Below are 25,730 nucleotides of genomic sequence, written 5' to 3'. Positions count from 1 at the left end.
GGTGGCTGTAGACGAAATCCGGTTTAGACGCGGCGGCGGACCGGGCTGGGGCGGGTGTGGTCCAGGGCCACGAGGAGGATGGCCAGGGCGTACATCGCGAGGCCCAGGAGGAGGGCGTTGGCCAGGGTGCTGCGGTAGCCGTGGGCGGCCACGTCCAGGAAGGGATAGAGGTGGCGGGCGGGGTTCGTGGGGGCGAGGGAGGCCGCTCGGATCAGGTAGAAGGCCAGGTAGGCCAGGGGGTAGAGGAGCCAGCCGGCCGCCTGGCGGAGGTGCAGGCGGGCCGCGGGTGTCAGCAGCAGCCAGTCCAGCACGGCCGCCGCCGGTGTCAGCGTGTGCAGGATCTGGAGGGTCGCCCACGAGCCGTGCCAGCGCTCCGGGACCGTCGTCGCGCCGGTCATGGAGAACGGGGGCGTCGTGTGGGCCAGCAGCAGGTGGTAGACGAGCGCCGAGGTCACGACGTAGAGCAGTGTGGCGCCGGTCACGGCGGAGGGCAGGGGGCGGCGGGCGCGCCAGGCCCTCGATGCCGACATGAACATGACGATGGCCAGCAGGAGGCAGGCCTGGATGCCGAAGTAGCTCAGGATGCGGGCCGGGGCGCCGAGCAGGAGCTCCAGGGCAACGCCTCCGGCCGCCGCCAGGGCGGTCAGGAGGCGGAACAGCGCGACCATGGGGCGGCGGACCGGCGCCACCACGGCCGTGGCCGGGACCGGGGAGGGCAGCAGCAGGGGCGGGCTCGGAACCGCGGGCAGGTCCGGGATCTCCCTGGGTATCGGGGCGGTCATGCCCTCACGCTAGGAGCGTGGGAGGGGTGGGGCCCACTTGGCTTGGTCCGGGTGGGTTACGACCCCTGGCGGGGTCACAGCCGGACCGCTACCGCCCCACCAACGTCAGCAGCGTCGCCTCCGGCGGGCATGCGAAGCGGACCGGGGTGTAGCGGTTGGTGCCGCAGCCCGCCGAGACGTGGAGGTAGGAGGTGTGGCCGTCCGCCGTGTGGGTGGACAGGCCCTTCACCCGGTCCGTGTCCAGGTCGCAGTTGGTGACCAGCGCGCCGTAGAACGGGATGCACAGCTGGCCGCCGTGTGTGTGGCCGGCCAGGATCAGGGGGTAGCCGTCCGCCGCGTACGCGTCCAGCACCCGCAGGTACGGCGCGTGCACCACGCCCATCGAGAAGTCGTACGGCTTCGAGGGCCCGCCGGCCACCCGGGCGTAGCGGTCGCGCTTTATGTGGGGGTCGTCGAGGCCCGTCAGCTCGATCGAGACGCCCTCGACCTTCAGGACACCCCGGGTGTTCGTCAGGTTCAGCCAGCCCGCCTCGTCGAAGCCGTCGCGCAGGTCCTCCCACGGGTTGTGGATGACGCCGACCGCCGGCGGGTTGCCGTTCAGGCCGTGCCGGCCGCTCGTCTTCTCCAGCAAGTAGCGGGCGGGGTTGCGGAGTCTGGGGCCGTAGTAGTCGTTGGAGCCGAAGACGTACGCGCCCGGGAACTCCATCAGGGGGCCCAGGGCATCCAGCACCTCGGGCACGCCCTCGGGGTCCGACAGGTTGTCGCCCGTGTTGATCACGAAGTCCGGGCGCAGGCCCGCCAGCGACTGCAGCCACCGCTGCTTCTTGCGCTGGCCGCTCACCATGTGGATGTCGGAGACCTGGAGCACGCGCAGCGGACGCATGCCCGGCGGGAGCACCGGGACGGTCACCCGTCGGAGGCGGAAGGAGCGGGCCTCGAAGCCCGCCGCGTACGCCAGACCGGCGGCGCCGGCCGCCATGATTCCCAGGGGTACTCCGTATCGCGCGCGCATGCGTCCATCGTGTCAGACGCGCGGACGCCGACGAGACCGGCCGTCTCTTGATCAACGGGCGTTCCCCTTGACCCGACTGGCGTTCCCCCTAAATCAACGGGCGTTCACTGCCGCACACCTGAGACAATCGATCCCATGACCACCACGCTCAAGTCGAAGCTGCACGACGACCTCAACGCCGCGATCAAGGAGCGCGACGAGCTCCGCTCCTCGACGCTCCGGCTGACGCTCGCCGCGATCACCAAGGAGGAGGTCGCGGGCAAGGAGAAGCGGGAGCTCTCCGACGACGAGATCCTCAAGGTGATCACCCGCGAGGCGAAGAAGCGCCGGGAGGCGGCCGAGGCCTTCGCGCAGGGTGGTCGTGCCGAGTCGGCGGAGCGGGAGAAGGCGGAGGGCGAGGTGCTCGCCGAGTATCTGCCCAAGCAGCTGTCCGACGACGAGCTGAACGCGATCGTCGCCCAGGCCGTGGAAGAGGCCAGGGCGGCCGGCGCCGAGGGGCCGCGGGCCATGGGTGCCGTCATGAAGATCGTGAACCCGAAGGTGGCCGGCCAGGCCGAAGGCGGCCGGGTGGCCGCCGCGGTGAAGAAGCTGCTCCAGGGCTGACCCCGGATACCTACGGCGGCGGGGCCGCACCCTCGGTCGAACCGAGGGGTGCGACCCCGCCGCCGTACTCACATCAGGGGGTCACCCCCGCCAGCCCCCGTTTCCGTTCCCGTTGGTTCCGCCGTTCGTCTGCCCCTGGATGAAGTTGCCCGGGAGCGAGAAGGTCGGTGCCGGGGAGGCGCCGCCGGTCGCGTCACCCGTGGTGCCGCCGTTGACCGTGCCGCCGTCAACCGTTCCGCCGTCCGTCAGTCCGCCGATCAGTCCGCCGATCCCGCCCGTGTCCCCGTTCGTCCCCCCGTCGGTCCCCCCTTGTCCTTTTCCCTGACCATCCCCCTTCTTGTCGTCGGGTATGTCGATCAGGTTGAAGTCCTCCACGGGTTTGCCGTTGAGCGCGCCGGTCATCATGTCGCGCCAGATCGGGCCGGGGACCTGGCCGCCGTAGACCTTCTCGTTGTAGACGCCGCCGATGGTGATGTTCTTCATCTGGCGCTTGTGGGCCGGGTCGCCGACCCAGACCGCGCCCGCCATGTTCGGGGTGTAGCCGACGAACCAGGCCGCGTAGCGCTCGTCCGTCGTACCCGTCTTGCCCGCGCTCGGGCGGTCGCCGAGGCCGGCCTGCTGACCCGTACCGTCCTCGACCACGCCCTTGAGGATGGTGCTGATGGTGTCGGCGGTCTTCTCCGACATCGCCCGCGAGCAGGTCGACTTCGGCACCTGGAGGGACTTCTCCTGGCTGCCGACCTTCTGCGTGATCGACTCTATGGCGACCGGGGTGCAGTACATGCCGCGCGAGGCGAAGGTGGCGTACGCGTTCGCCATCGTCAGCGGTGACATCTCCTGGGTGCCCAGCGCGATGGAGGGGGCCTGGTCGATCGCCCGGCCGTCCGCGCGCTGCACGCCCATCTTCTTCGCCATCTCGGTGACGGGGCAGATGCCGATGTCGCTGATCAGCTGCACGTAGTAGGTGTTGACCGACTTGGCGGTCGCCTCCTTCATGCCGTACGGGCCGTGCTCCGACTCGTTCTCGTTCGTCAGCTTGGCGGGGTTGCGCGGGTCGTTGCGCCACACCTTGCCGTCACACGCCTGCACCGGGCTCGGGTACGTCATCTCGTACGGCGACGAGTAGTGCTGCGTCGGGGACTTGCCGCCCTCGATCGCGGCCGCCGCGACGATCGGTTTGAACGTCGAGCCGGGCTGGTAGCCGGCGCCGCCGCCCATGTCCGAGTTGACCGAGAGGTTGATCTGCGTCTCGTTCGTGCCGAAGCCGTAGGGACGGGACTGGCCCATGGCGAGGATCTTGCCGGTGCCCGGTTCGACGATGGTCGCGGCGGTCGCCACGGGGTCGGACTGGTAGACGTGGTTCTTGATGGACGTCTGCACCGAGTCCTGCGCCTGCGGGTCGAGCGTCGTACGGATCGTCAGGCCGCCCTGGTTCCACAGCTTGGCCCGGGCCTCCTTGGACTTGCCGAAGACCGGGTCGTTCAGGACGACGTCGCGGACGTAGTCGCAGAAGAAGCCGGCGCCCCTGACCGCGGTGATGCAGCCGTTCTTGGGCTGGCTCGGGTGCAGGCCGAGCGGCTTCTCCTTGGCCTGGTCGGCCTCCTTCTGGGATATGTCGCCGACGTCCGCCATCCGCTGGAGCACGGTGTTGCGCCGCTTGGTGGCCTCCGCCTCGTCGTTGACCGGGTCGAAGCGGCTCGGGGACTGCACGATGCCGGCCAGCAGCGCCGATTCCTGGAGGTTCAGGTCCTTGGCGTGCTTGGAGAAGTAGCGCTGGGAGGCGGCCTCGACGCCGTAGGCCTGCTCGCCGAAGAAGGTGATGTTCAGGTAGTTCTCGAGGATCTTCTTCTTGCCGAGCTTCTCCTCGATCTGGATCGCGTACTTCAGCTCCTTGATCTTGCGACCGAGGGTCTGCTGGGTGGCCTCGGCGACCTTCGTCGGGTCGTCGCCGGCCTCCTCGATGAAGTAGTTCTTCACCAGCTGCTGGGTGAGCGTGGAGGCGCCCTGGGCGACGCCGCCTTCCTGCGCGTTCTTGTTCAGGGCGCGCAGGACGCCCTTGAGGTCGATCGCGCCGTGCTGGTAGAAGCGCGCGTCCTCGATCGCGACGATCGCCTTCTGCATGTACGGCGAGATGTCCTTGAGATCCACCACCGTGCGGTCGCGGGAGTAGACGCTCGCGATCTGCTTGCCCTGGTTGTCCAGGATGGTCGTGCGCTGACTGAGCTGGGGACTCTTGAGGTTGGCCGGGATCTCGTCGAAGCTCTGGACCGAGCCCTTGGCCGCGAGGCCCAGCGCGCCGGCCGCGGGCAGCGCGATGCCCGCCATCACGGCTCCGGCGAGCACACTGACACCGAGGAACTTGGCGGCCTGCTGCGTTGGCGACAGACCACCGCCCGAGCGCTTCTTTGGCATGGGGGCAGCCTAATCCGTACAGATGAGCGTTCCGAAAGAGCGACCGCATCACGGCACGGCAAAGGGGGACGCCGACGTTCCCATTCGCCGGACACGCGCGCAGGCCTTGGCCTAAGCTGCTCTCACTGTCACAGCAGTGCGGTCACGTATCAATACGTCCGGCGACCCCGAATCGTTCCGGGTGTACCCCGTTTTTTCGCGCGGGGACGTGACCGGCTCCTGAGGAGGACGTGTCCGAATCCGCCTCGTGTGTCACCCGACGCCCGTTGTGGCGCACCACAGCAGTCCTGGTTTGCCGGGATGGTCGCATATGTCGCCAGCTCACTCCCGCGGGTGATCTGCCGTTAACCCATAGTCCGTTCGGGCCATTCAAGATTGGGCCCGAAGGGGGTGTTGCGCTGTGCCCACCTTCCGTAACGTCCTCAACTGGCGGCGGTGAATATGCCGCTGCCGCCGTGGGGGAGCCTCGATTCGGGAGAGGACGGCGCCGGTATGGGCTGGGTAACCGACTGGAGTGCGCAGGCTGCCTGCCGCACTACCGATCCGGATGAACTGTTCGTTCAGGGAGCAGCGCAGAACAGGGCCAAGGCGGTGTGCACCGGTTGCCCGGTACGCACCGAATGTCTGGCCGACGCGCTGGACAACCGCGTGGAGTTCGGCGTGTGGGGAGGCATGACGGAGCGGGAGCGCCGCGCGCTGCTGCGCCGCCGGCCCACCGTGTCCTCCTGGCGCAGGCTGCTGGAGACCGCCCGCTCGGAGTACGAGCGCGGGTCGGGCATCGTGCCCCTCGACAACGACGAGGTGTACGAGAACTACGCGGCGGTGAGCTGACGCAGCCGAAGGCATTGCCTCCGGCACATCCCCGGGGCACGAGGCTCCGATCCGGCACACGCCACGGGAACCTTCGGGTGTGCGCCACTGGAAGCAGGGTCGGGCTCAGGCCCGGGGGCGCCGAGTGGGGACATGCCGGGGGCGCGGGAGGCGGCACGGGGAGCGATGGGGCGCGGGAAGCGCCGGTCGGGCCTACGCCTGGGAAGCCACGATCGGCCTTGCGGCCCCGCCTGCGGAGACGGTGGTCGACCTCGCGTCCGCGCGTGAGCCGCCGTCGCCGTTGTCGCCGTTGTCCGTCTGTACAGCTGTGTACACATCACCCGCTTTGTCCGCGCATGCGTGACGCACGCTGCCCGCGCATGCCTTGCCTACGTCGGCCGCGCGTGTGCCGCCCACGCGCGAACGACGGTCGCTCAGGCGCGTACGAACGACGGTCGCCCACGCGCGTACGACAGCCGCTCCGCGCACGGACAACGGTCACCGCACGCGGACAACGGTCACCCGCGCACGTACGACCGCCCGCCCCTCGTGGTGCCGTGCAGCCCACAGCACGCAGCCGGCCGCGCCGCAGTCGTCGGCCCCGGCCGTGCTACGGCCGCTCCGTCTGCCCTGCCGCGCCCGCTGACAGCCGGGAGCCGATGTCCCGCAGGCCGACGAGGTCGTGGACGTCGCCGGGCAGCGCGGGTACTTCGACGACCGCCACCTCGGGGTGGCGGGCGGTGAAACGGTCACGCGTGCGCTGCTCGCGCGAGAGCAGCTGCATGCGATCGGCGTGCAGTCGCAGCAGACCCGCGGTGAGCCGGTCGACGGATCGCTCCGTGTCGGCGGGGGAGCCTTCTTCGGAAGCTGGGGCGTCGGTTGCGGCCTCGGATGCGGTAGATCGCGAACTGCCGTATGTGTCGGGAGAGTTACGAAGTCCAGCTTTCCCGCCCCCCTGATCCACAATGCGGGGGTCCTCAAGATTTTCGGCGGCGGCGAGCGCCCGCTCGGCCGACAGCCGGCCGGCGCCGCTGCCATGGACCCGGTTCAGCACCAGACCCACCAGCGGCATCTTCTCCGCGGCCAGCCGCTCCACGAAGTACGCCGCCTCGCGCAACGCGTCCCGCTCCGGGGCCGCGACCACCAGGAACGCCGTACCGGGCGCCTGGAGCAGCTTGTACGTGGCGTCCGCGCGCGTACGGAACCCGCCGAAGGTGGTGTCCATCGCCGCCACGAACGTCTGCACGTCCTTGAGCAGCTGACCGCCCAGCAGCTTGCCGAGCGTGCCGGTCATCATCGACATGCCGACGTTGAGGAAGGCCATGCCCGCGCGGCCGCCGAGCTTGGCGGGGGCCGTCAGCAGCCGGATCAGCCGGCCGTCCAGGAAGGAACCGAGCCGCTTCGGCGCGTCCAGGAAGTCCAGTGCCGAGCGCGACGGCGGGGTGTCGACGACGATCAGGTCCCACTCGTCCCTCGCGCGCAGCTGGCCCAGCTTCTCCATCGCCATGTACTCCTGGGTGCCCGCGAAGCCCGCCGAGAGCGACTGGTAGAAGGGGTTGGCCAGGATCGCGGCCGCCCGCTCGGGGTCCGCGTGCGCCTCCACGACCTCGTCGAAGGTGCGCTTCATGTCGAGCATCATGGCGTGCAGTTCGCCCTCGCCCTCGGTGCCCTTCACCCGGCGCGGGACGTTGTCGAGGGAGTCGATGCCCATCGACTGGGCCAGCCGCCTGGCCGGGTCGATGGTCAGCACGACCACCTTGCGGCCCCGCTCGGCCGCTCTGAGGCCGAGGGCCGCCGCGGTCGTCGTCTTGCCGACCCCGCCCGAGCCGCAGCACACCACGATCCGGGTCTTCGGGTCGTCCAGCAGCGGGTCGACGTCCAGCACGCGCGCGGGGGAGAGACCGTGGGCCTTCTCCCACCCGCCGGTCTTGGCCCGCGCGTCGGCCTTCTTCGGCCGCGCGGCCTGCTCCGGCCCTGCGGCCGGCTGTGCTGTCTCGGGCGCCTCGGCCGGGTCCGGACTCATGTCAACCCCTGCTTCCGCAGCTCGGTGGCGAGTTCGTACAGGCCCGCCAGGTCCATGCCCTCGGCGAGCAGCGGCAGTTCGCCGAGCGGCAGGCCCAGCTCGCCGAGGACCGCGCGCTGCTCCTGCTCCAGCGCGTACCGCTCGGCGTACTCCGCCGCCTGGTCCAGCAGCGGGCCCACCAGCTTCTCCGCGTTCCCGCCGCGCCGGGCCCCGCCCAGCCCGGCCGCCGAGAGCGCTTGTGCGACGGAGGAACGCTCTACGGTCCGTACGAGTTCCAGGTCGGCCGCGTCCAACACCTCCGGCCGGACCATGTTCACGATGATCCGGCCCACCGGCAGCCGTGCCGCGCGCAGTTCGGCGATGCCGTCGGCGGTCTCCTGGACCGGCATCTCCTCCAGCAGCGTCACCAGGTGCACGGCCGTCTCCGGCGACTTCAGCACCCGCATCACCGCCTGCGCCTGATTGTGTATCGGGCCGATCTTCGCCAGGCCCGCCACCTCGTCGTTCACGTTCAGGAAACGGGTGATGCGGCCGGTCGGCGGGGCGTCCATGACGACGTAGTCGTACGCGAACCGCCCGGAGCGGTCCTTGCGGCGCACGGCCTCGCACGCCTTGCCGGTGAGCAGGACGTCCCTGATGCCCGGTGCGATGGTGGTGGCGAAGTCGATCGCGCCGAGCTTCTTCAGGGCCCGGCCCGCGCCGCCGAGTTTGTAGAACATCTGGAGGTAGTCCAGAAGGGCCAGTTCGGCGTCTATGGCGAGGGCGTACACCTCCCCGCCGCCGGGGGCGACCGCGATCTTGCGCTCCTCGTACGGCAACGCCTCCGTCTCGAAGAGCTGGGCGATGCCCTGCCGGCCCTCGACCTCCACGAGAAGCGTCCGCTTCCCCTCGGTGGCGAGGGCCAGCGCCAGTGCGGCGGCGACCGTCGTCTTTCCGGTCCCGCCCTTGCCGCTGACGACCTGGAGCCTGCTCACATCTTCGAGACTAACCAGTCCGCTCGACACTCACGCGGGAGGCTGTGGATAACGCCGGTCACTGTCCGCAAGGTCACAGGTCACCGTCCCCGCGGCCACAGGTCACTGTCCCCCCGGTCACAGCGGCTACAGTCGGCCCATGACCAAGTGGGAATACGCAACCGTGCCACTGCTCGTCCATGCCACGAAGCAGATTCTGGACACCTGGGGCGAGGACGGCTGGGAGCTCGTCCAGGTCGTGCCCGGGCCCAACAACCCCGAGCAGCTCGTGGCCTACCTGAAGCGGGAGAAGCAGGCATGAGCGCGGTCGAGGCCAAGCTGGCCGAACTGGGCCTGACCCTGCCGGAGGTCGTACCGCCGCTGGCCGCGTACCAGCCGGCCGTGCAGTCCGGTGGGTACGTCTACACCGCCGGCCAGCTGCCGATGGTCGAGGGCAAGCTGCCGGTCACCGGCAAGGTCGGCGCCGAGGTCACCCCGGAGGAGGCCAAGGACCTGGCCCGCACCTGCGCGCTGAACGCGCTGGCCGCCGTGAAGTCCGTGGTCGGTGACCTGGACCGCATCGCGCGCGTGGTGAAGGTCGTCGGCTTCGTCGCCTCCGCGTCCGACTTCACCGGGCAGCCCGGTGTCGTCAACGGCGCCAGCGAACTTCTCGGCGAGGTCCTCGGCGACAAGGGCGTGCACGCCCGCAGCGCGGTCGGCGTGGCGGTGCTGCCGCTGGACGCGCCGGTGGAGGTCGAGATCCAGGTCGAGCTCGCCCAGTAGCCCCCGGAACCGGTCCGGTCCGCCGGACCCCGCTGGCCTCGGGCACCTCTCGAACATTCGCACTGCACGGGATAGCCTCCGCCCATGGCGAACGGTCAGTGGTACCCCCCGGAGTGGCCGGACCGCATCCGCGCGCTCGCGGACGGCACCCTCACCCCGGTGTCCCCCAGGCGTGCGGCCACGGTCCTGCTCCTGAAGGACACACCGGACGGCCCTGCGGTCCACATGCTGCGCAGACGCGCCTCCATGGCCTTCGCCGGAGGCGCGTACGCGTATCCCGGCGGCGGTGTCGACCCGCGCGACGACGACCGTACGGTGCGCTGGGCGGGCCCCACGCGCGCGTGGTGGGCCGAGCGGCTCGGCGTCGACGAGTCGGGCGCCCAGGCGATCGTCTGCGCGGCCGTACGGGAGACGTACGAGGAGGCCGGCGTCCTGCTCGCCGGGCCCGACGCGGAGTCGGTCGTCGGCGACACCACCGGGGATGACTGGGAGGCGGACCGGGCCGCGCTGGTCGCGCGCGAGCTGTCCTTCGCCGAGTTCCTCGACCGCCGCGGCCTGGTCCTGCGCTCGGACCTGCTGGGCGCCTGGACCCGCTGGATCACCCCGGAGTTCGAGGCCCGCCGCTACGACACCTGGTTCTTCGTGGCCGCCCTGCCCGAGGGCCAGCGCACCCGGAACGCCTCCACGGAGGCCGACCGCACGGTGTGGATCCGCCCCGCCGAGGCCGCCGCCCGCTACGACAAGGGCGAGCTGCTGATGATGCCGCCCACCATCGCCACCCTGCGCCAGCTGCTGCCGTACGCCACCGCCGCCGAGACGCTCGCGGCGGCCCCCGGGCGCGACATGACACCGGTGCTCGCCCGGGCCCGCCTCCAGGGCGGCGAGATTGTCCTGTCCTGGCCGGGGCACGAGGAGTTCACCAAGCACATTCCGACGGCACCGACGACCACCGGTGGAGGCCCCGCATGACCGACGCAGCCACCCTGCCGGGCCAGCCCCGCGGCCAGGTGCGCTCCGGCCCGGCCACCGAACGGGCCGTCAACGTCCTCGCGCCCAACGCCTCCGCGATGACCCTGGACGGCACCAACACCTGGATCGTCGCCGAGCCCGACTCCGACCTGGCCGTGGTGATCGACCCGGGCCCCCTGGACGAGGGCCATCTGCGGAACGTCGTCGACACTGCCGAGAAGGCCGGCAAGCGCATAGCCCTGACCCTGCTCACCCACGGCCACCCCGACCACGCCGAGGGCGCCGCCCGTTTCGCGGAACTGACCGGCACGCGCGTGCGTGCTCTCGACCCGGCGCTGCGCCTGGGTGACGAGGGCCTGGCCGCCGGGGACGTGATCACGGTCGGCGGCCTGGAGCTGAGGGTCGTACCGACCCCCGGCCACACCGCCGACTCGCTGTGCTTCCACCTCCCGGCCGACCGGGCGGTGCTGACCGGGGACACCATCCTCGGGCGCGGTACGACGGTCGTGGCGCACCCCGACGGCCGCCTGGGGGACTATCTGGACTCGCTGCGCCGGCTGCGGTCCCTGACGGTGGACGACGGCGTGCACACCGTGCTGCCGGGTCACGGGCCCGTCCTGGAGGACGCCCAGGGCGCCGTCGAGTTCTACCTCGCCCACCGCGCCCACCGGCTCGCCCAGGTCGAGACGGCGGTCGAGAACGGCTACCGCACCCCGGCCCAGGTCGTCGCCCACGTGTACGCCGACGTGGACCGCTCCCTGTGGCCGGCGGCCGAGCTGTCGGTACGGGCCCAGCTGGACTACCTGAGCGAGCACGGGCTGATCTAGCGCCGGCTTCCGGCTAGTCCGGCCTGGGCGCCTTGATGCCGTGCACGCGCGCGTACTCGTCGGCGAGCCAGGGGCCGAGGTCGTCGACGTACGTGCGCAGCAGCTCCGGGTCGCCGACGGGTCCGTAGCCGTACTCCGCCGCCGTACGCAGCTGTGCGCCCCGCTGTGGGTAGTAGGCGGCGAACGCCTCTGCCATCTCCCGCAGGTCGCTGGTCCAGCCGTTCCAGCGGGGCATGACGAGCGTGAAGCCGGTGCGGACGAGGCGCCGGGACATGAAGCGCACGAGGGGGCGCCGGGCCTCCTCGGTGTCCTCGGCGTCCGCGATCCGCTTCCGCCAGCGGGGCAGCCACAGCGCCAGGTCGCCGTTGGTCTCGCGGGCGAGCAGGGAGTCGGGGCGGTAGCGCGGCAGGTACTCGGCGAGGTCGTCGCCGAGCAGCGGGGTGCACAGACAGGCGACGAACCAGCCCAGGTCGTACCGTTCCAGCTCGCTCAGCACCCGGTCCCGGCCGGACAGCAGCGTGCCGACGCCGTCGATCTGCGGGAACTCCTTGTCGACGGCCTCGTCCAGCGTCCCTGCGGCCTCCCGGTCCGCCTCGGTCGGCTCCTCCCGCAGTACGGCGAGCAGGTCCAGGTCGCTGCGGCCCACGCGCGCGGTGCCGCGCGGGATCGACCCGTAGAGGTAGGCGCTGTGCAGCCGCGCCCCGAAGACGTCCAGCAGCCGGTCCCGCGCTGCGGCCACGACAGGGCGGAAGGCAGCGGGCACGCGCGCGAGGGAGCCTTCGCGCGCGATGAAACCCTGGCCGTCGAGCCCGGGCCGACGGATCGTTTCAGCCATGGGGCAACTGTGCCGCCTGTGAGGCGACCGCGCGGCACGTTTTCCGCGCGGTCGGCATCAGCGGCCCGCCGCGTCAGCGGGACCTCTTCGCCAGCCTCTCCACGTCCAGCAGGATGACCGCCCGCGCCTCCAGGCGGAGCCACCCACGCTGGGCGAAGTCCGCCAGCGCCTTGTTCACGGTCTCGCGCGAGGCACCGACCAGCTGGGCCAGCTCCTCCTGCGTGAGGTCGTGGACGACGTGGATGCCCTCCTCGGACTGCACGCCGAAGCGGCGCGACAGATCCAGCAGGGCGCGTGCCACGCGGCCGGGGACGTCGGAGAAGACCAGGTCGGACATGGCGTCGTTGGTCTTGCGCAGACGGCGGGCGACGGCCCGCAGCAGGGCGCCGGCCACCTCGGGGCGGGCGTTCAGCCAGGGCTGGAGGTCGCCGTGGCCGAGACCGAGCAGCTTGACCTCGGTCAGCGCGGTCGCGGTCGCCGTACGGGGGCCCGGGTCGAAGAGCGACAGCTCGCCGATCAGCTCGCCGGGGCCGACGACGGCGAGCATGTTCTCGCGGCCGTCGGGGGAGGTGCGGTGCAGCTTGACCTTGCCCTCGGTGACGACGTACAGCCGGTCGCCCGGGTCGCCCTCGTGGAACAGGGAGTCGCCGCGTGCGAGGGTCACCTCACTCATGGAGGCGCGAAGCTCCGCGGCCTGCTCGTCGTCGAGAGCCGCGAAGAGCGGGTTGCGCCGCAGAACGTCGTCCACTGAGTTCTCTCCTTGTCGACCTGCTCAGGGGATCTTGCTCCCCCGAGTGCCAGGGGACCGTGTTCCCCATTTTGCCGGACGGTCCAAACAGTGTGATCTGTCACAAGGATGCCGCACAGGTGTCCCGAGGTAAGCGTCAGGGGGCCAATCGGGGGCCGATCCCTCGGGTCCGGGGCGGATGTCGGTGCCGGGCTTTAGGCTGGCCGGGTGTCCAAATCGCCGGTGAGAGCACAGGCCTAGGGGGTTTAGCGGGTGGTTGTACGTCGCGATTCCGCTGTGGGCGAACAGAGCTCAGGCGGCAGTAAGAAAACCGGAAAAACGGCAAAAAAGGCCATGTCGACCAAGAAGGCGGCCTCGGCGAAGAAGGCGGCGCCCGCCAAGAAGGCGGCTCCTGCCAAGAAGCTCGCCTCGGCGAAGAAGGTCGCTCCGGCCAAGAAGGTCGTGGCGACCGGCGAGGCCGTGGCCCTGAAGAAGGCTGCGCCCGCCAGGACGGTCGCCGTGAAGCCGCCGAAGGAGGAGTCCCGCACCGCCCTGGTCCGCCGCGCCCGCCGCATCAACCGCGAGCTCGCCGAGGTGTACCCGTACGCCCACCCCGAGCTGGACTTCGACAACCCCTTCCAGCTGCTGGTCGCCACCGTGCTGTCGGCCCAGACCACGGACCTGCGCGTCAACCAGACCACCCCGGCGCTCTTCGCGAAGTACCCGACCCCCGAGGACCTGGCCGCCGCCAACCCTGAGGAGGTCGAGGAGATCCTGCGTCCCTGCGGCTTCTTCCGGGCCAAGACCAAGTCCGTCATAGGGCTCTCCAAGGCCCTCACGGAGGACTTCGGCGGCGAGGTGCCCGGCAGGCTGGAGGACCTGGTCAAGCTGCCCGGCGTCGGCCGCAAGACCGCCTTCGTCGTGCTGGGCAACGCCTTCGGGCGGCCGGGGATCACCGTGGACACGCACTTCCAGCGGCTCGTGCGCCGTTGGCGGTGGACCGACGAGAGCGACCCGGACAAGATCGAGGCCGCCGTCGGCGCGCTGTTCCCGAAGAGCGAGTGGACCGACCTGTCCCACCATGTGATCTGGCACGGCCGCCGTATCTGCCACGCCCGCAAGCCCGCCTGCGGCGCCTGCCCGATCGCCCCGCTCTGCCCGGCCTACGGCGAGGGCGAGACCGATCCCGAGAAGGCGAAGAAGCTCCTGAAGTACGAGAAGGGCGGCTTCCCCGGCCAGCGCCTGAAGCCCCCGCAGGCCTATCTGGACGCGGGCGGCCGGCCGGCCCCGCCGCTGGGGGCCGCGTGACGGAACGATCTCGGGGTCCTCGGGCGTTGGACGGACAGAGCGAGGGGGGTGGCGATGGCGAGGGCCAGTGAGACGCGGGGCGGCGCGGTGACGCTGAGCAAGGAGGGGCTTCCGGAGTGGCTGGCGCCCGTGGTGCGGGCCGCCGAGACGGTCGAGCCGCTCCAGCTGAGCCGCTTCCTGCCGCCGGAGAACGGCTCGGGCCGCAAGTCGGCCGTGCTGATCCTGTTCGGCGAGGGCGAGCGCGGCCCGGAGCTGCTGCTGATGGAGCGCGCCGGCTCCCTGCGCTCGCACGCCGGGCAGCCGTCCTTCCCGGGCGGCGCGCTCGACCCGGAGGACGGCGATCCGCACACCGACGGGCCGCTCAGGGCCGCGCTGCGCGAGGCCGAGGAGGAGACCGGCCTCGACCCCTCCGGCGTCCAGCTCTTCGGCGTGCTGCCCGCGCTGTACATCCCGGTCAGCGGTTTCGTCGTCACGCCCGTGCTCGGCTGGTGGCGCGAGCCCAGTCCGGTGGGCGTCGTCGACCCGAACGAGACGGCGCGGGTGTTCACGGTCCCCGTGGCGGATCTCACGGACCCCGCCAACCGCGCCACCACCGTCCACCCCAGCGGCCACCGAGGTCCGGCATTCCTGGTCGAATCGGCCCTGGTGTGGGGCTTCACGGCCGGGGTGATCGACCGCCTGCTGCATTTCGCGGGCTGGGAGCGCCCCTGGGACAGAGAGAAGCAGGTCCCACTCGACTGGCGCGCATGACAGGGTGATCCCGTGAACGTGCTGGACATCCTGTTGCTGGTCGCGGCCGTCTGGTTCGCGGTGGTGGGCTACCGCCAGGGCTTCGTCGTCGGCATCCTGTCGGTGATCGGGTTCCTGGGCGGCGGCCTCGTCGCCGTGTACACGCTTCCCGTGATCTGGGACGCCGTGACCGGCAACGCGAACGTCGGCACCACCGCCGCCGTGGTCGCCGTGGTCATCGTCATCGTCTGCGCCTCCGTCGGCCAGGCCCTGACCACCCACCTCGGCAACAAGCTGCGCCGGTACATCACCTGGTCCCCGGCCCGCGCCCTGGACGCCACCGGCGGCGCCCTGGTCAATGTCGTGGCCATGCTGCTGGTGGCCTGGCTGATCGGCTCCGCCCTGGCCGGCACCACCCTGCCGACGCTCGGCAAGGAGGTCCGCGGCTCCAAGGTGCTCCTCGGCGTCTCTCGCGCGCTGCCCGCGCAGGCCGACACCTGGTTCGCGGACTTCTCCTCCGTCCTCGCGCAGAACGGCTTCCCGCAGGTCTTCAGCCCGTTCGCCAACGAGCCGATCAAGGACGTCCAGCCGCCCGACCCGGCCCTCGCGAACAGCCCGGTCGCCGTCCGCGCCCAGCGCTCCATCGTCAAGGTGACCGGCACCGCCCAGAGCTGCGGAAAGGTCCTGGAGGGCACCGGCTTCGTCTTCGCGAACCGCCGGGTCATGACCAACGCACACGTCGTCGGCGGCGTCGACGCGCCCACCGTGCAGATAGGCGGCGAGGGCCGCAGGTACGCCGCCAAGGTGGTCCTGTACGACTGGAAGCGCGACATCGCCGTACTCGACGTACCCGACCTGAAGGCGAACGCCCTGCGGTTCTCCGCACAGGACGCGGCCGGCGGTGACGGCGCGATCGTCGCGGGCTTCCCGGAGAACGGCTCGTACGACGTGCGCGCCGCGCGCGTGCGCGGGCGCATCACGGCCAACGGCCCGGACATCTACCACCGCGGCACCGTCCGCCGCGATGTCTACTCGCTGTACACGATCGTCCGCCAGGGCAACTCGGGCGGCCCGCTGCTCACCCCCGACGGCCGGGTGTACGGCGTGGTGTTCGCCAAGTCCCTCGACGACGCCGAGACCGGTTACGCCCTCACGGCGGACGAGATCCAGCCCGACGTCCAGCGGGGACGTACGGCGAGCGAGCAGGTGGGTACGGACAGCTGCGCCCTGTGACTCTCCGGAAGGCCCTCCGGAGGGCGGTTCAGCCGCGTGGGTGACGCAGACGCACCGAGACCCAGCGGGCCCGGCGGCGCAGGATGCGCGGAATCCCCACCCGGAGGTCCGCTTCCGCGAGTTGCGGATTGCCTCGCTGAGACGTGCTCACACCGGCGCCGGAGCGGCGGTTGCGGGGTGCGTCACTGTAGTCGTGCGTCCAGCCCATACCCCGACGTCTGCCCCTGCCCGAAGGTCGATAACCGCCTGAGCGGCGCCCAATTGGCCTATGCGGCGGGCATGTGGCCGTTCGGCGGACAACTGTTCAGGAAGCGGATACGCCACGCATCGAAACATCATCGCACGGTCACCGGTGTCCATCACCGATACGGGTGAACCTCACCGCAGTACGTGACCGGCGCGGGCGGGCGTCACCGGTCCGGCTCGGGATCCTTCAGCCAGTTGACGAGCTCGGTGGAGAAGGCGGCGGGATCCTCCTCGTGCGGGAAGTGCCCGAGGCCGTCGAACAGGCGCCAGCGGTACGGCGCTTCGACGTACTCGCCCGAACCGGCGGCGCTGCGCGTGCGCGTCACCGGGTCCAGCGAGCCGTGCAGATGCAGCGTGGGCACCCGCACCGGCCGCTTCATCCTGCGGTTGAACTGGATGCCGTCCGGGCGGGCCAGCGAGCGCACCAGCCAGCGGTAGGGCTCGATCGAGCAGTGCGCCGTCGACGGGATGCACATGGCCCGCTGGTAGGTCTGCACCGTCTCGTCCTCCGGCGGCTGCGGCCCCGACCATTCCCGGATCAGCCGGCCCACCAACGCACCGCCGTCCGCGGTGAGTTGACGCTCCGGAAGCCACGGCCGCTGGAAACCCCAGATGTAGGAGTTGGCGGCCGTCTGCCGGGCGTCCCGCAGCATCGCCGCGCGCCAGCGCCGCGGATGCGGCATCGACACCACGGCCAGGCGCCGGACGAGCTTGGGGCGCATCGCCGCCGCCGTCCACGCCAGATAGCCGCCCAGGTCGTGGCCGACCAGCGCCGCGTCCGGTTCGCCGAGCGAGCGGATCACGCCGGTGACGTCGAGCGCGAGGCCCGCGGGGTCGTACCCGCGGGGCGTGCGGTCACTGCCGCCGACGCCCCGCAGGTCCATCGCCACCGCCCGGTAGCCCGCGTCCGCGAGCGCGACCAGCTGGTGCCGCCAGGTCCACCAGAACTGCGGGAAGCCGTGCAGCAGCAGCACCAGGGGGCCGTCGCCGAGCTCGGCGATATGGAAGCGCGCGCCGTTCGCGGCGACGTCCCTGTGTGTCCAGGGACCATCGATGCGTACGGCCGAAGGGGCGGGGTCCGTCATGACTGTGAGCGTGCCACAGCCTCGATGGCCGCGGGGGTGCGTTCCTCGGGCAGCGCCGCGCGCGGGTGCGGCTTGGCGTTCTGCAGCACGCCCGCCGTCTCCTTCATCGAGGCGGCCACCTTCTGCGGGCCCTGGCTCTTCTTGGCCTTCTTCGCGAACAGCGTGCCGATCAGCGCGAGGAGACCGGCGAGGACCACGTTCGCCGCGAAGGACAGCACGAAGCAGATCGCCAGATTCCAGCCGCTCCAGGTCCGGATGCCGTAGGCGAGGGCGAAGTTGAGCATCGGGAGCGAGAAGACGAGCAGCACCAGGGCCGCCGAGAACGCGCCGCCGCTGACCGCGCCGCGCTTGACGTCCTGCTTCAGCTGGGCCTTGGCCAGGGCGATCTCGTCGTGCACCAGCGCCGACAATTCGGTCGTCGCCGAGGCGAACAGCTGGCCGATGCTGCGTTCGGCGCCGACCGGGCTGCCGTCGGGTGCGCTCATCGCGTTCTCCCTTACGAGGTGTCTCGTGCCGCGGGTGTGCCGTGCCGTCGTACGCCATACGCTTGCCGTACGCGGCCGGCGGGCCCGCTCGTGTGGCCGTCTTGTTTTGTACCGTCTCGTCAGATCATGCCGGACGGCCGTCCTCCTCGCCTGCCCCGCCCGGCACTTCCTGAAGCCCGTGGCGCGCGGCGCCGGCCTTCTCGGCGGCGATACGGCGGTGTTCGGCGGCCTTGCGCTCGTGGATCTCGGCCATGCGCAGGTGGTACGCCGGGTCGTCCTGTTCGTAGACGTCCGGGATGCCGTCGAGGTCCTCGTCGCGCTCCTCTTCCTCGCACAGCCTGCGGTACTTGGCGTTGCGCATCTTCAGCAGCACCGTCGCGCACACGGCCGCGAGCAGCGATCCGATGAGGACGGCCGCCTTGACCTCGTCGGTGAGGACGGCGTCGCCGGCGAAGGCGAGTTCACCGATGAGCAGGGAGACGGTGAAGCCGATGCCGGAGAGGGCGGCGACGGCGAAGACGTCGGCCCAGGCCAGCTCCTCGCTGAGGGAGGCGCGGGTGAACCGGACGGTCAGCCAGGTCCCGCCGAAGATGCCGATCGTCTTGCCGACGACCAGACCGAGGACGACGCCGAGCGTCTCCGGCTTGGTGAACACGTCCCCGAGGGCTCCGCCGGACACCTTCACCCCGGCGCTGAACAGCGCGAACATCGGTACGGCGAGCCCGGCGGACAGGGGCCGCACCAGGTGCTCGATGTGCTCTCCCGGCGAGTGCTGCTCACCCTCCCGGGTGGTGCAGCGCAGCATCAGGCCCATCGCCACGCCGGCGATGGTGGCGTGCACGCCGCTGTTGTACATCAGCGCCCAGATCACCAGGCCGAGCGGCACGTACACGTACCAGCCGCGGACGCCCCTGCGCAGCAGCAGCCAGAAGACCACCAGTCCGGCGGCGGCCCCGCCGAGCGCGGCGAAGTTCAGCCGGTCGGTGAAGAAGACCGCGATGATCAGGATCGCGAAGAGGTCGTCGACCACCGCGAGGGTGAGCAGGAAGGCACGCAGGGAGCTGGGCAGGGAGGTGCCGATGACCGCGAGGACGGCGAGCGCGAAGGCGATGTCGGTCGCGGTGGGCACCGCCCAGCCCTGCGTCGAGCCGTGCCCGGTGAGGGTGGTGAGGGTGTAGACGAGCGCGGGTACGGCCATGCCGCACAGCGCGGCCACCACGGGCAGGACGGCCGCCCTGGGGTCGCGCAGGTCGCCGGCGACCAGCTCACGCTTGAGCTCGATACCGGCGACGAAGAAGAACACCGCGAGCAGGCCGTCGGCGGCCCAGTGCGCCAAGGAGAGGTTCAGGCCGAGCGCGCCGGGGCCGAGGTGGAAGTGGCTGACGGACTCGTAGCTGTGGTGCAGAGTGGGGATGTTCGCCCAGATCAGCGCCGCCACGGCGGCGAGGAGCAGCAGGACACCGCCGACGGTCTCGGTCCGCAGCGCATCCGCGAGGAAGGCCCGCTCGGGCAGGGAGAGACGTCCGAGCGCCTTGCGGGGGGCTTTACGGGTGCTGGGTGCGGCCACGGGGGACCTCCGGTGGTTAGACAGGACGGCTCACATTGCCGACCAGACTTCCCGGCGCACCCTTGTCGCGTTCTTGACGCTTTACTTAGCTTACCTAAGGTTGCTTGGTCCTCAAAGGGCGCGGTCCGGGACCGGTGATCCTCACGCTAGACGCAGAAGGGGCACCCGGCCTGTCGGCCAGGCGCCCCCGCAGGGCGGTGCTGCTCAGTCCTCGCTGGGAGCGGCCGGCAGCTTCGCCTGGATCAGGTCCATGACCGTGCTGTCGGTCAGCGTGGTCACGTCGCCGAGCTGGCGGTTCTCGGCCACGTCCCGCAGCAGACGGCGCATGATCTTGCCGGAGCGGGTCTTCGGCAGCTCGGCCACCGGCAGGATCCGCTTGGGCTTGGCGATCGGCCCGAGCGTGGCGCCCACGTGGTTGCGCAGCTCGCCGACGAGCGCCTCGGTCTCCGCGGCCGTACCGCGCAGGATCACGAACGCGACGATCGCCTGGCCGGTGGTCTCGTCGGCGGCACCGACGACCGCCGCCTCGGCGACCGACGGGTGGGAGACGAGCGCCGACTCGACCTCGGTGGTGGAGATGTTGTGCCCGGACACGAGCATCACGTCGTCGACCCGGCCCAGCAGCCAGATGTCGCCGTCGTCGTCCTTCTTCGCCCCGTCACCGGCGAAGTACTTGCCCTCGAACCGGGACCAGTAGGTGTCGATGAACCGCTGGTCGTCGCCCCAGATGGTGCGCAGCATCGACGGCCACGGCTCGGTCAGCACCAGGTAGCCACCGCCGCCGTCGGGCACCTCGTTCGCCTCGTCGTCGACGACGGTCGCGCTGATGCCGGGCAGCGGCGTCTGCGCGGAGCCGGGCTTGGCCTCGGTGACGCCGGGCAGCGGCGAGATCATCATCGCGCCGGTCTCGGTCTGCCACCAGGTGTCCACCACCGGCGTCCGGTCCGCGCCGATGTTCTTGCGGTACCAGATCCACGCCTCGGGGTTGATGGGCTCGCCCACCGAGCCGAGGACGCGCAGGGAGGACAGGTCGAACTTGGCGGGGATGTCGTCGCCCCACTTCATGAACGTCCGGATCGCCGTCGGCGCCGTGTAGAGGATCGTGACCTTGTACTTCTGCACGATCTCCCAGAACCGGCCCTGGTGCGGGGTGTCCGGCGTGCCCTCGTACATCACCTGCGTCGCGCCGTTGGCCAGCGGGCCGTACACGATGTACGAGTGCCCGGTGACCCAGCCGACGTCCGCCGTGCACCAGTACACGTCCGTCTCCGGCTTGAGGTCGAAGACCGCCCAGTGCGTGTACGCCGTCTGGGTGAGGTAGCCGCCGGAGGTGTGCAGGATGCCCTTGGGCTTACCGGTCGTGCCGGAGGTGTAGAGGATGAACAGCGGGTGCTCCGCCTCGAACGCCTCCGGGGTGTGCTCGGCGGACTGCCGCTCGACGCGCTCGTGCCACCACACGTCCCGGCCCTCGGTCCACGCCACGTCCTGACCGGTACGGCGCACCACCAGCACATGCTCGACGTTGTCGACCTTGGAGATCGCCTCGTCCACGGCCGGCTTGAGGGCGGACGGCTTGCCGCGCCGGTAGCCACCGTCGGCGGTGATGACCACCTTGGCGTCCGCGTCCTGGATGCGCGTCGCGAGTGCGTCCGCCGAGAAGCCGCCGAAGACCACCGAGTGCGCGGCACCGATCCGGGCCGAGGCCAGCATCGCGATCGCGGTCTCCGGGATCATCGGCATGTAGATGGCGACCCGGTCGCCCTTGCGTACACCCAGCTCCAGCAGGGCGTTGGCCGCCTTGCAGACCTCGTCCTTCAGCTCGGCGTAGGTGATCGAGCGGCTGTCGCCGGGCTCACCCTCGAAGTGGATGGCGACACGGTCCCCGTGTCCCGCCTCCACATGCCGGTCCACGCAGTTGTAGGCGACGTTCAGCTCGCCGTCCTTGAACCACTTCGCGAACGGCGGGTTCGACCAGTCCAGTGTCTCGGTCGGTTCCTTGGCCCAGGTCAGCCGACGGGCCTGCTCGGCCCAGAAGCCGAGCCTGTCAGCCTTGGCCTGTGCATACGCCTCCGCGGTGACGTTGGCGTGCGCGGCCAGGTCGGCGGGGGGCGCGAACCTGCGTTCTTCCTTGAGCAGGTTGGCCAGGCTCTCGTTGCTCACGACATCTCCCTCTCGAAGGGTGTCCGTTGTGTCCCAGGCCACAGCTCATCAGACGCGGGGGTCCGATGACAAGGGTGGTCGGCAAAATTGGTTTAGACCTGTTGTTAAGTCCTTTTCCCGCGCCGAGCCGTGTGCCTGTCACGCCGGACTGTGCGCCTCCCTCACAGGTGCCCCGTCCGTGACACTTCCCGGGACGTCCTCGAACACGCCGTCTCCCTCCCTCTCGTTCCGCGCCAGCAAGTAGGCCTGTGCCTCGCCCACGTGGAAGTACATCCCGTGCAGCTCCAGTCCGCCCCCGGCCAGCGCCCTGGCCACCGGGCCGTGCGCCCGCAGGTGCTCCAGCTGCTGGACCACGTTGATCAGGCACAGCTGCTCCACCGCGTCCACCGGGGCCCGCCCGGCGAGCCGGGGCCAGGCACGGCGGTCCCCGGTCATCCGTGCCAGACTCGGCAGCCCGTGCCGCAGCCAGCGGCGCAGCGGGGTGTCCCCGTCCGCGTCGGTCGCGGTCAGCAGCGCCTGCATCGCCCCGCACCCCGAGTGCCCGCACACGGTGACGGAGCGCACGCCGAGCACCTCCACCGCGTACTCGACGGCGGCCGCCACCGACTCGTCGCCGTGCTCCTCGCCCGGCATCGGCACCAGGTTGCCGATGTTGCGGACGACGAACAGATCGCCGGGACCACTGGCGGTGATCATCGACGTGACGAGCCGGGAGTCGGCACAGGTGAGGAAGAGCTGCGCGGGCCGCTGGCCCTCCCGGGCGAGCCGCGCCAGTTCCTCCCGTACCAGCGGCGCGGTGTGGCGCTGGAACGAGCCGATCCCACGGACCAGTTCGTGCCCGGCCTCCCGTCCCGCCGGGGTGGTGACGGCCTCCGGGAAGCATGAGCGGTGATCACGCCAGGGCGTCCAGGCCCGGCACCGGCAGGCGGCGGGCGGGGGTGGCCCGGTGAGTGGGGTTGGTTCGGTGGGTGGGGTCCGTCCGGCGGTTGGGGACGGGCCGGTGGGCGGGATCGGTTCGGTGGGTGGGGTCCGTCCGGCGGTTGGGGACGGGCCGGCGGTCAGCGTTGGCTCGGCGGTCAGGGCCGGCTTGGCGGTCAGGGGCGGTTCGGCGGTCCGGATTCCGCCGCGCCGGCCCCTCAGCTCGGCCGTACCGCCGCGTGCGGTGTGGGAGCTGCGCCAGTCCTGCAGTGACTCGTACGCCGCGTGGTCCATGAACGAACCGTCCAACTCCACGACGGCGTGGGCCCCTTGGGGTACGAGATGCAGGGACCGGCTGAGCCGGGGCACCGCGAGGAACGTCAGCTGACCTCGGATTCTTACGTGATGGACTCCTTCCTTCTCTTCATGGGTGATGCGGGTGCGGGCGAGGCGGCGCAGGGCGACGGCGACCGCCACGGCGACCCCGAGGAGCACGCCCTGCAGGACGCCGAGGAGCACCACGCCGAGTGTGGTCGCGGCGTAGACCAGCACTTCGCGGTGGCGCGTCACCGTGCGGATGTGGTGCAGGGACACCATCTGGATACCGACGGCCATGACCAGGGCGGCGAGGGAGGCGAGCGGGATCTCCTCCAGGGCCGGGGCCATCAGCAGCGCGGCGACTACTACGAGAACGCCGTGCAGCATCGTGGAGTTCCGGCTCACCGCACCCGAGTTCACATTGACGGTGGTCCGCACGGCCACCCCGGCCACCGGCAGTCCGCCGAGCGCCCCGGAGACCATGTTGGCGGCGCCCTGGCCCAGCAGCTCCCGGTCCAGGTCGCAGCGGCCGGCGCCGGGGAGTGGGCAAGGGCGGGCCGCGACCAGTTTGTCCACGGCCACCGCGCCGAGCAGCGACTGCACGCTGCACACCAGGGTGGTGGTGAGCACGGCAGCGGCGAGGCCGAGTGCCGGGCCCTCGGGCAGGCCGGCCAGGGCGTGACTGCGCCAGGACGGCAGGTCCACCCGGGGCAGGGTCAGGCCGGTGAGAGCCGCCGCGGCGGTGGCCCCGGCGACGGCGACGAGAGCGGCCGGCACGCGCCGGAGCATCCGGCCGGTGCGGCCCGGCAGGCGGGGCCAGGCCAGCAGCAGCGCGAGCGTCAGCGCGCTCATCGAGCCGGCGGCCGGATGCAGATGGGCCAACTGGGCCGGCAGGGCACGCAGGTTGGCGAGGACGGAGCTGTCGGGGCTGCCGCCGAGCACGATGTGCAGTTGGGCGACGGCGATGGTGATGCCGATCCCGGCGAGCATGCCGTGCACCACGGCCGGGCTGACCGCGAGCGCGCCGCGCGCCACCCGCAGGCAGCCGAGACCGAGTTGGGCGAGTCCGGCGAGGACGGTGATGCCGCAGGTCGCCCGCCAGCCGTAGCGGTGGATCAGGTCGGCGGTGACCACGGTGAGTCCGGCGGCGGGGCCGCTGACCTGGAGCGGGCAGCCGCCGAGCCGCCCGGCGACGAGTCCGCCCACAGCGGCGGCGACGAGGCCGGCCTGGAGCGGAGCACCGGTGGCCAGGGCGATGCCTAGGGACAGGGGCAGGGCGATCAGGAAGACCGCGACGGACGCCGAGAGGTCGGCGCCTGCCACGGGGAAGCGGCGCCGGTGGCCGGGCGGCGGACTGTGCGGCGGGTGCGGGTGCTGGGTGTGCGGGGGCGCGCAGGCTGACATGGTCCCGTCTCCTCCGGGGCGGCGGGATGGAGCAATGCTTGGCAAAGGAAACGTAATGCCACGTAAAGCCCATGCATAACGATCCGTGGCAAATGGCCCAATCCGTCCCTCGCGTGAGCGAACTAATCATTTGATCGGCTTGTCGTGCCAATTCCTTCTCGGCCCCGTGCGACCTTGGCGGCACTGTCGGTCCAAGCCCGGCACTTCACCAGAAAGCGGCCCTCGTCAGCGTGTGTCTGAGAGAAGGAAGAAGGTGGGCGGAACATGGCCGCCACCCAGAGGATCGCCGTCGGAGCCATGGTCGCCGCGGCCTGTGCCTCCTCGCTCGCCGGTTGCGCGACCGGCTCCCACGGCTCGAAGGAAGGGGCGTCCGGCCCGCAGAAGGGTGCCCCGGCGGCGCCGGCGCCCCTGAGCGTGCTCCGGCTGATCGGTGACGGATCCACCGCATACACCGGCTCGCAGCCGCATCTGCCCAGACCCGAGCGGCTGAAGCCCGGTGAGAAGCCGCCACAGTTCGTGGTGTTCTCCTGGGACGGCGCGGGCGAGGACAGCCAGAAGCTGTTCTCGCACTTCCGTGAGGTCTCCAAGGAGAACCACGCGACCATGACGTACTTCCTCAGCGGCGTGTACCTGTTGCCGGAGGAGAAGCGTGAACTGTACAAGCCGCCCCAGCACTCGCCGGGCAGCTCCGACATCGGCTTCAACGACGAGAAGGGGATCGCCGACACCGTCAAGCAGGCACGGCTGGCCTGGCTGGAGGGCAACGAGATCGGCACGCACTTCAACGGCCACTTCTGCGGGCCCAACGGCGGGGTGGGCACCTGGTCGGTGGACGAGTGGAAGAGCGAGATCGCCCAGGCCAAGCAGTTCGTGAAGACCTGGAAGACCAACACCGGCATGAAGACGTCGGCCCCGCTGCCCTTCGACTACGACAAGGAGTTGATCGGCGCCCGCACCCCCTGCCTGGAGGGCCAGAAGAACTTCACGAAGGCGGCCCGCGAGTTGGGCTTCCGCTATGACTCCAGCGGGGTCGACAACCAGGTATGGCCCAAGAAGAAGGAGGGCCTGTGGGACCTGTCGATGCAGCTGGTGCCCTTCCCCGGGCACACCTATGAGCAGCTGACCATGGACTACAAGTTCATGGTCGACCAGTCCGGCACCAAGATCCAGGGCGACCCGGACAAGTTCGGCTACTGGGGCGACCAGATGCGCGACGGCCTGGTCAAGGGCTTCTACCGGGCCTACGACGGCAACCGCGCTCCGCTGATCATCGGCAACCACTTCGAGTCGTGGAACGGCGGCACCTACATGCGCGCTGTCGAGGACACGGTGAAGGAGGTGTGCAACAAGCCCGACGTGCGCTGTGTGTCCTTCCGTCAACTGGTCGACTGGCTGGACGTCCAGGACCCGAAGACCCTTCAGAGGCTGCGCACCCTGGAGGTGGGCGAGGCCCCCAGGCAGGGCTGGGCGTCCTTCCTCTCCGGCCGCCCGGCCCCGGCGCCCAAGGGCGTGCCCGGGGCGCCGGCGGTCAGGCAGTAGGC

Annotated in this window: 23 protein-coding genes; 10 read left to right on the top strand and 13 right to left on the bottom strand. The window is 70.8% G+C overall.

Annotation, left to right across the window (positions count from 1 at the left end):
* Window positions 1-23: 23 nt before the first annotated feature.
* Together ACZ418_RS34405 and ACZ418_RS34400 are read right to left on the bottom strand one after the other, a co-directional pair.
* On the bottom strand, window positions 24-782 hold the full coding sequence (locus tag ACZ418_RS34405; protein WP_468370967.1) for a Pr6Pr family membrane protein: 759 nt from the start codon (window positions 780-782) through the stop codon (window positions 24-26).
* Window positions 783-870: 88 nt separating this feature from the next.
* Window positions 871-1,794 (bottom strand): metallophosphoesterase, encoded by a 924-nt coding sequence (locus ACZ418_RS34400; RefSeq protein WP_468370965.1) that lies wholly within the window; start codon window positions 1,792-1,794, stop codon window positions 871-873.
* 135 nt (window positions 1,795-1,929) lie between these two features.
* Between ACZ418_RS34400 and ACZ418_RS34395 the strand changes: the two genes are divergently transcribed.
* On the top strand, window positions 1,930-2,397 hold the full coding sequence (locus tag ACZ418_RS34395; RefSeq protein ID WP_468370963.1) for a GatB/YqeY domain-containing protein: 468 nt from the start codon (window positions 1,930-1,932) through the stop codon (window positions 2,395-2,397).
* Between the two features lie 81 nt (window positions 2,398-2,478).
* On the opposite strand, the gene ACZ418_RS34390 is transcribed toward ACZ418_RS34395, so the two are convergent.
* Window positions 2,479-4,809, bottom strand: a complete 2,331-nt coding sequence (locus tag ACZ418_RS34390; protein ID WP_468370962.1) for a transglycosylase domain-containing protein — start codon at window positions 4,807-4,809, stop codon at window positions 2,479-2,481.
* Window positions 4,810-5,301: 492 nt separating this feature from the next.
* Here ACZ418_RS34390 and wblA point away from each other — a divergent pair, with 492 nt between their 5' ends.
* Window positions 5,302-5,640, top strand: a complete 339-nt coding sequence (gene wblA, locus ACZ418_RS34385; RefSeq protein WP_468370960.1) for a transcriptional regulator WblA — start codon at window positions 5,302-5,304, stop codon at window positions 5,638-5,640.
* Between the two features lie 589 nt (window positions 5,641-6,229).
* Here wblA and bagB read toward each other — a convergent pair.
* Both bagB and bagA read right to left on the bottom strand, forming a co-directional pair.
* On the bottom strand, window positions 6,230-7,642 hold the full coding sequence (gene bagB, locus ACZ418_RS34380) for an ATPase BagB (protein WP_468370958.1): 1,413 nt from the start codon (window positions 7,640-7,642) through the stop codon (window positions 6,230-6,232).
* Window positions 7,639-8,616 carry an ATPase BagA gene (gene bagA / locus ACZ418_RS34375; RefSeq protein ID WP_468370957.1) on the bottom strand — a complete coding sequence of 326 codons (978 nt, stop codon included), beginning with the start codon at window positions 8,614-8,616 and terminating at the stop codon, window positions 7,639-7,641. The genes bagB and bagA overlap by 4 nt, the downstream gene beginning before the upstream one ends.
* Before the next feature lie 139 nt (window positions 8,617-8,755).
* On the opposite strand from bagA, the gene ACZ418_RS34370 reads away from it, so the two are divergent.
* The 4 genes from ACZ418_RS34370 to ACZ418_RS34355 all read left to right on the top strand — a co-directional run bounded on the left by ACZ418_RS34370 (window position 8,756) and on the right by ACZ418_RS34355 (window position 11,174).
* On the top strand, window positions 8,756-8,917 hold the full coding sequence (locus ACZ418_RS34370) for a DUF4177 domain-containing protein (RefSeq protein ID WP_003975360.1): 162 nt from the start codon (window positions 8,756-8,758) through the stop codon (window positions 8,915-8,917).
* Entirely contained in the window at window positions 8,914-9,378 is a 465-nt protein-coding gene (locus ACZ418_RS34365; protein WP_468370955.1) for a RidA family protein, read from the top strand. Before ACZ418_RS34370 ends, ACZ418_RS34365 begins: the two co-directional genes overlap by 4 nt.
* Before the next feature lie 84 nt (window positions 9,379-9,462).
* On the top strand, window positions 9,463-10,347 hold the full coding sequence (locus tag ACZ418_RS34360) for an NUDIX hydrolase (protein ID WP_468370953.1): 885 nt from the start codon (window positions 9,463-9,465) through the stop codon (window positions 10,345-10,347).
* The gene (locus tag ACZ418_RS34355; RefSeq protein WP_468370952.1) at window positions 10,344-11,174 is read left to right on the top strand and encodes an MBL fold metallo-hydrolase; all 831 of its coding nucleotides are present in this window, start codon (window positions 10,344-10,346) and stop codon (window positions 11,172-11,174) included. The genes ACZ418_RS34360 and ACZ418_RS34355 overlap by 4 nt, the downstream gene beginning before the upstream one ends.
* Before the next feature lie 13 nt (window positions 11,175-11,187).
* Here ACZ418_RS34355 and ACZ418_RS34350 read toward each other — a convergent pair whose 3' ends face one another.
* On the bottom strand, window positions 11,188-12,009 hold the full coding sequence (locus ACZ418_RS34350) for a nucleotidyltransferase domain-containing protein (RefSeq protein ID WP_468370951.1): 822 nt from the start codon (window positions 12,007-12,009) through the stop codon (window positions 11,188-11,190).
* 73 nt (window positions 12,010-12,082) lie between these two features.
* Entirely contained in the window at window positions 12,083-12,757 is a 675-nt protein-coding gene (locus ACZ418_RS34345; RefSeq protein WP_014674022.1) for a Crp/Fnr family transcriptional regulator, read from the bottom strand.
* A 333-nt stretch (window positions 12,758-13,090) separates the two neighbouring features.
* Here ACZ418_RS34345 and nth point away from each other — a divergent pair, with 333 nt between their 5' ends.
* From nth to ACZ418_RS34330, 3 genes are read left to right on the top strand one after another with little or no spacing between them, the layout of a single operon-like run.
* Entirely contained in the window at window positions 13,091-14,044 is a 954-nt protein-coding gene (nth, locus tag ACZ418_RS34340; protein WP_468370949.1) for an endonuclease III, read from the top strand.
* Window positions 14,045-14,098: 54 nt separating this feature from the next.
* Window positions 14,099-14,794, top strand: coding sequence for an NUDIX hydrolase (locus ACZ418_RS34335; RefSeq protein WP_468370948.1), 696 nt, complete (start codon window positions 14,099-14,101; stop codon window positions 14,792-14,794).
* Window positions 14,795-14,806: 12 nt separating this feature from the next.
* Window positions 14,807-16,006, top strand: coding sequence for a MarP family serine protease (locus tag ACZ418_RS34330; RefSeq protein WP_468370947.1), 1,200 nt, complete (start codon window positions 14,807-14,809; stop codon window positions 16,004-16,006).
* A gap of 28 nt (window positions 16,007-16,034) precedes the next feature.
* Here the strand turns inward: ACZ418_RS34330 and ACZ418_RS34325 are convergent, their stop codons facing one another.
* The 6 genes from ACZ418_RS34325 to ACZ418_RS34300 form a co-directional block, all read right to left on the bottom strand.
* Complete coding sequence (locus ACZ418_RS34325) at window positions 16,035-16,214, bottom strand: hypothetical protein (RefSeq protein ID WP_365723261.1); 180 nt, start codon at window positions 16,212-16,214, stop codon at window positions 16,035-16,037.
* 202 nt (window positions 16,215-16,416) lie between these two features.
* Window positions 16,417-17,337, bottom strand: a complete 921-nt coding sequence (locus ACZ418_RS34320) for an alpha/beta fold hydrolase (protein WP_468370945.1) — start codon at window positions 17,335-17,337, stop codon at window positions 16,417-16,419.
* Entirely contained in the window at window positions 17,334-17,822 is a 489-nt protein-coding gene (locus tag ACZ418_RS34315) for a phage holin family protein (protein ID WP_468370943.1), read from the bottom strand. The genes ACZ418_RS34320 and ACZ418_RS34315 overlap by 4 nt, the downstream gene beginning before the upstream one ends.
* A 124-nt stretch (window positions 17,823-17,946) precedes the next feature.
* Entirely contained in the window at window positions 17,947-19,389 is a 1,443-nt protein-coding gene (gene nhaA, locus ACZ418_RS34310) for a Na+/H+ antiporter NhaA (RefSeq protein WP_468370941.1), read from the bottom strand.
* Between the two features lie 204 nt (window positions 19,390-19,593).
* On the bottom strand, window positions 19,594-21,549 hold the full coding sequence (gene acs / locus ACZ418_RS34305; protein ID WP_468370939.1) for an acetate--CoA ligase: 1,956 nt from the start codon (window positions 21,547-21,549) through the stop codon (window positions 19,594-19,596).
* A 138-nt stretch (window positions 21,550-21,687) separates the two neighbouring features.
* Complete coding sequence (locus ACZ418_RS34300; RefSeq protein WP_468370938.1) at window positions 21,688-24,189, bottom strand: SulP family inorganic anion transporter; 2,502 nt, start codon at window positions 24,187-24,189, stop codon at window positions 21,688-21,690.
* A gap of 264 nt (window positions 24,190-24,453) precedes the next feature.
* On the opposite strand from ACZ418_RS34300, the gene ACZ418_RS34295 reads away from it, so the two are divergent.
* On the top strand, window positions 24,454-25,728 hold the full coding sequence (locus tag ACZ418_RS34295) for a polysaccharide deacetylase family protein (protein ID WP_468370936.1): 1,275 nt from the start codon (window positions 24,454-24,456) through the stop codon (window positions 25,726-25,728).
* Window positions 25,729-25,730 lie beyond the last annotated feature (2 nt).

This window comes from Streptomyces sp. NPDC030820 (assembly GCF_055572075.1).
The sequence above is the reverse complement of the archived record's forward strand: the minus strand, read 5'-3'. Positions and strand labels throughout refer to the sequence as shown.

What these genes read in the sequence shown, in the direction of transcription:
- ACZ418_RS34405 (WP_468370967.1), bottom strand. Translation starts at nt 782, where the DNA reads ATGACCGCCCCGATACCCAGGGAGATCCCGGACCTGCCCGCGGTTCCG.
- ACZ418_RS34400 (WP_468370965.1), bottom strand. Translation starts at nt 1,794, where the DNA reads ATGCGCGCGCGATACGGAGTACCCCTGGGAATCATGGCGGCCGGCGCC.
- ACZ418_RS34395 (WP_468370963.1), top strand. Translation starts at nt 1,930, where the DNA reads ATGACCACCACGCTCAAGTCGAAGCTGCACGACGACCTCAACGCCGCG.
- ACZ418_RS34390 (WP_468370962.1), bottom strand. Translation starts at nt 4,809, where the DNA reads ATGCCAAAGAAGCGCTCGGGCGGTGGTCTGTCGCCAACGCAGCAGGCC.
- wblA (WP_468370960.1), top strand. Translation starts at nt 5,302, where the DNA reads ATGGGCTGGGTAACCGACTGGAGTGCGCAGGCTGCCTGCCGCACTACC.
- bagB (WP_468370958.1), bottom strand. Translation starts at nt 7,642, where the DNA reads ATGAGTCCGGACCCGGCCGAGGCGCCCGAGACAGCACAGCCGGCCGCA.
- ACZ418_RS34370 (WP_003975360.1), top strand. Translation starts at nt 8,756, where the DNA reads ATGACCAAGTGGGAATACGCAACCGTGCCACTGCTCGTCCATGCCACG.
- ACZ418_RS34365 (WP_468370955.1), top strand. Translation starts at nt 8,914, where the DNA reads ATGAGCGCGGTCGAGGCCAAGCTGGCCGAACTGGGCCTGACCCTGCCG.
- ACZ418_RS34360 (WP_468370953.1), top strand. Translation starts at nt 9,463, where the DNA reads ATGGCGAACGGTCAGTGGTACCCCCCGGAGTGGCCGGACCGCATCCGC.
- ACZ418_RS34355 (WP_468370952.1), top strand. Translation starts at nt 10,344, where the DNA reads ATGACCGACGCAGCCACCCTGCCGGGCCAGCCCCGCGGCCAGGTGCGC.
- ACZ418_RS34350 (WP_468370951.1), bottom strand. Translation starts at nt 12,009, where the DNA reads ATGGCTGAAACGATCCGTCGGCCCGGGCTCGACGGCCAGGGTTTCATC.
- nth (WP_468370949.1), top strand. Translation starts at nt 13,091, where the DNA reads ATGTCGACCAAGAAGGCGGCCTCGGCGAAGAAGGCGGCGCCCGCCAAG.
- ACZ418_RS34335 (WP_468370948.1), top strand. Translation starts at nt 14,099, where the DNA reads ATGGCGAGGGCCAGTGAGACGCGGGGCGGCGCGGTGACGCTGAGCAAG.
- ACZ418_RS34325 (WP_365723261.1), bottom strand. Translation starts at nt 16,214, where the DNA reads ATGGGCTGGACGCACGACTACAGTGACGCACCCCGCAACCGCCGCTCC.
- ACZ418_RS34320 (WP_468370945.1), bottom strand. Translation starts at nt 17,337, where the DNA reads ATGACGGACCCCGCCCCTTCGGCCGTACGCATCGATGGTCCCTGGACA.
- ACZ418_RS34315 (WP_468370943.1), bottom strand. Translation starts at nt 17,822, where the DNA reads ATGAGCGCACCCGACGGCAGCCCGGTCGGCGCCGAACGCAGCATCGGC.
- ACZ418_RS34300 (WP_468370938.1), bottom strand. Translation starts at nt 24,189, where the DNA reads ATGTCAGCCTGCGCGCCCCCGCACACCCAGCACCCGCACCCGCCGCAC.
- ACZ418_RS34295 (WP_468370936.1), top strand. Translation starts at nt 24,454, where the DNA reads ATGGCCGCCACCCAGAGGATCGCCGTCGGAGCCATGGTCGCCGCGGCC.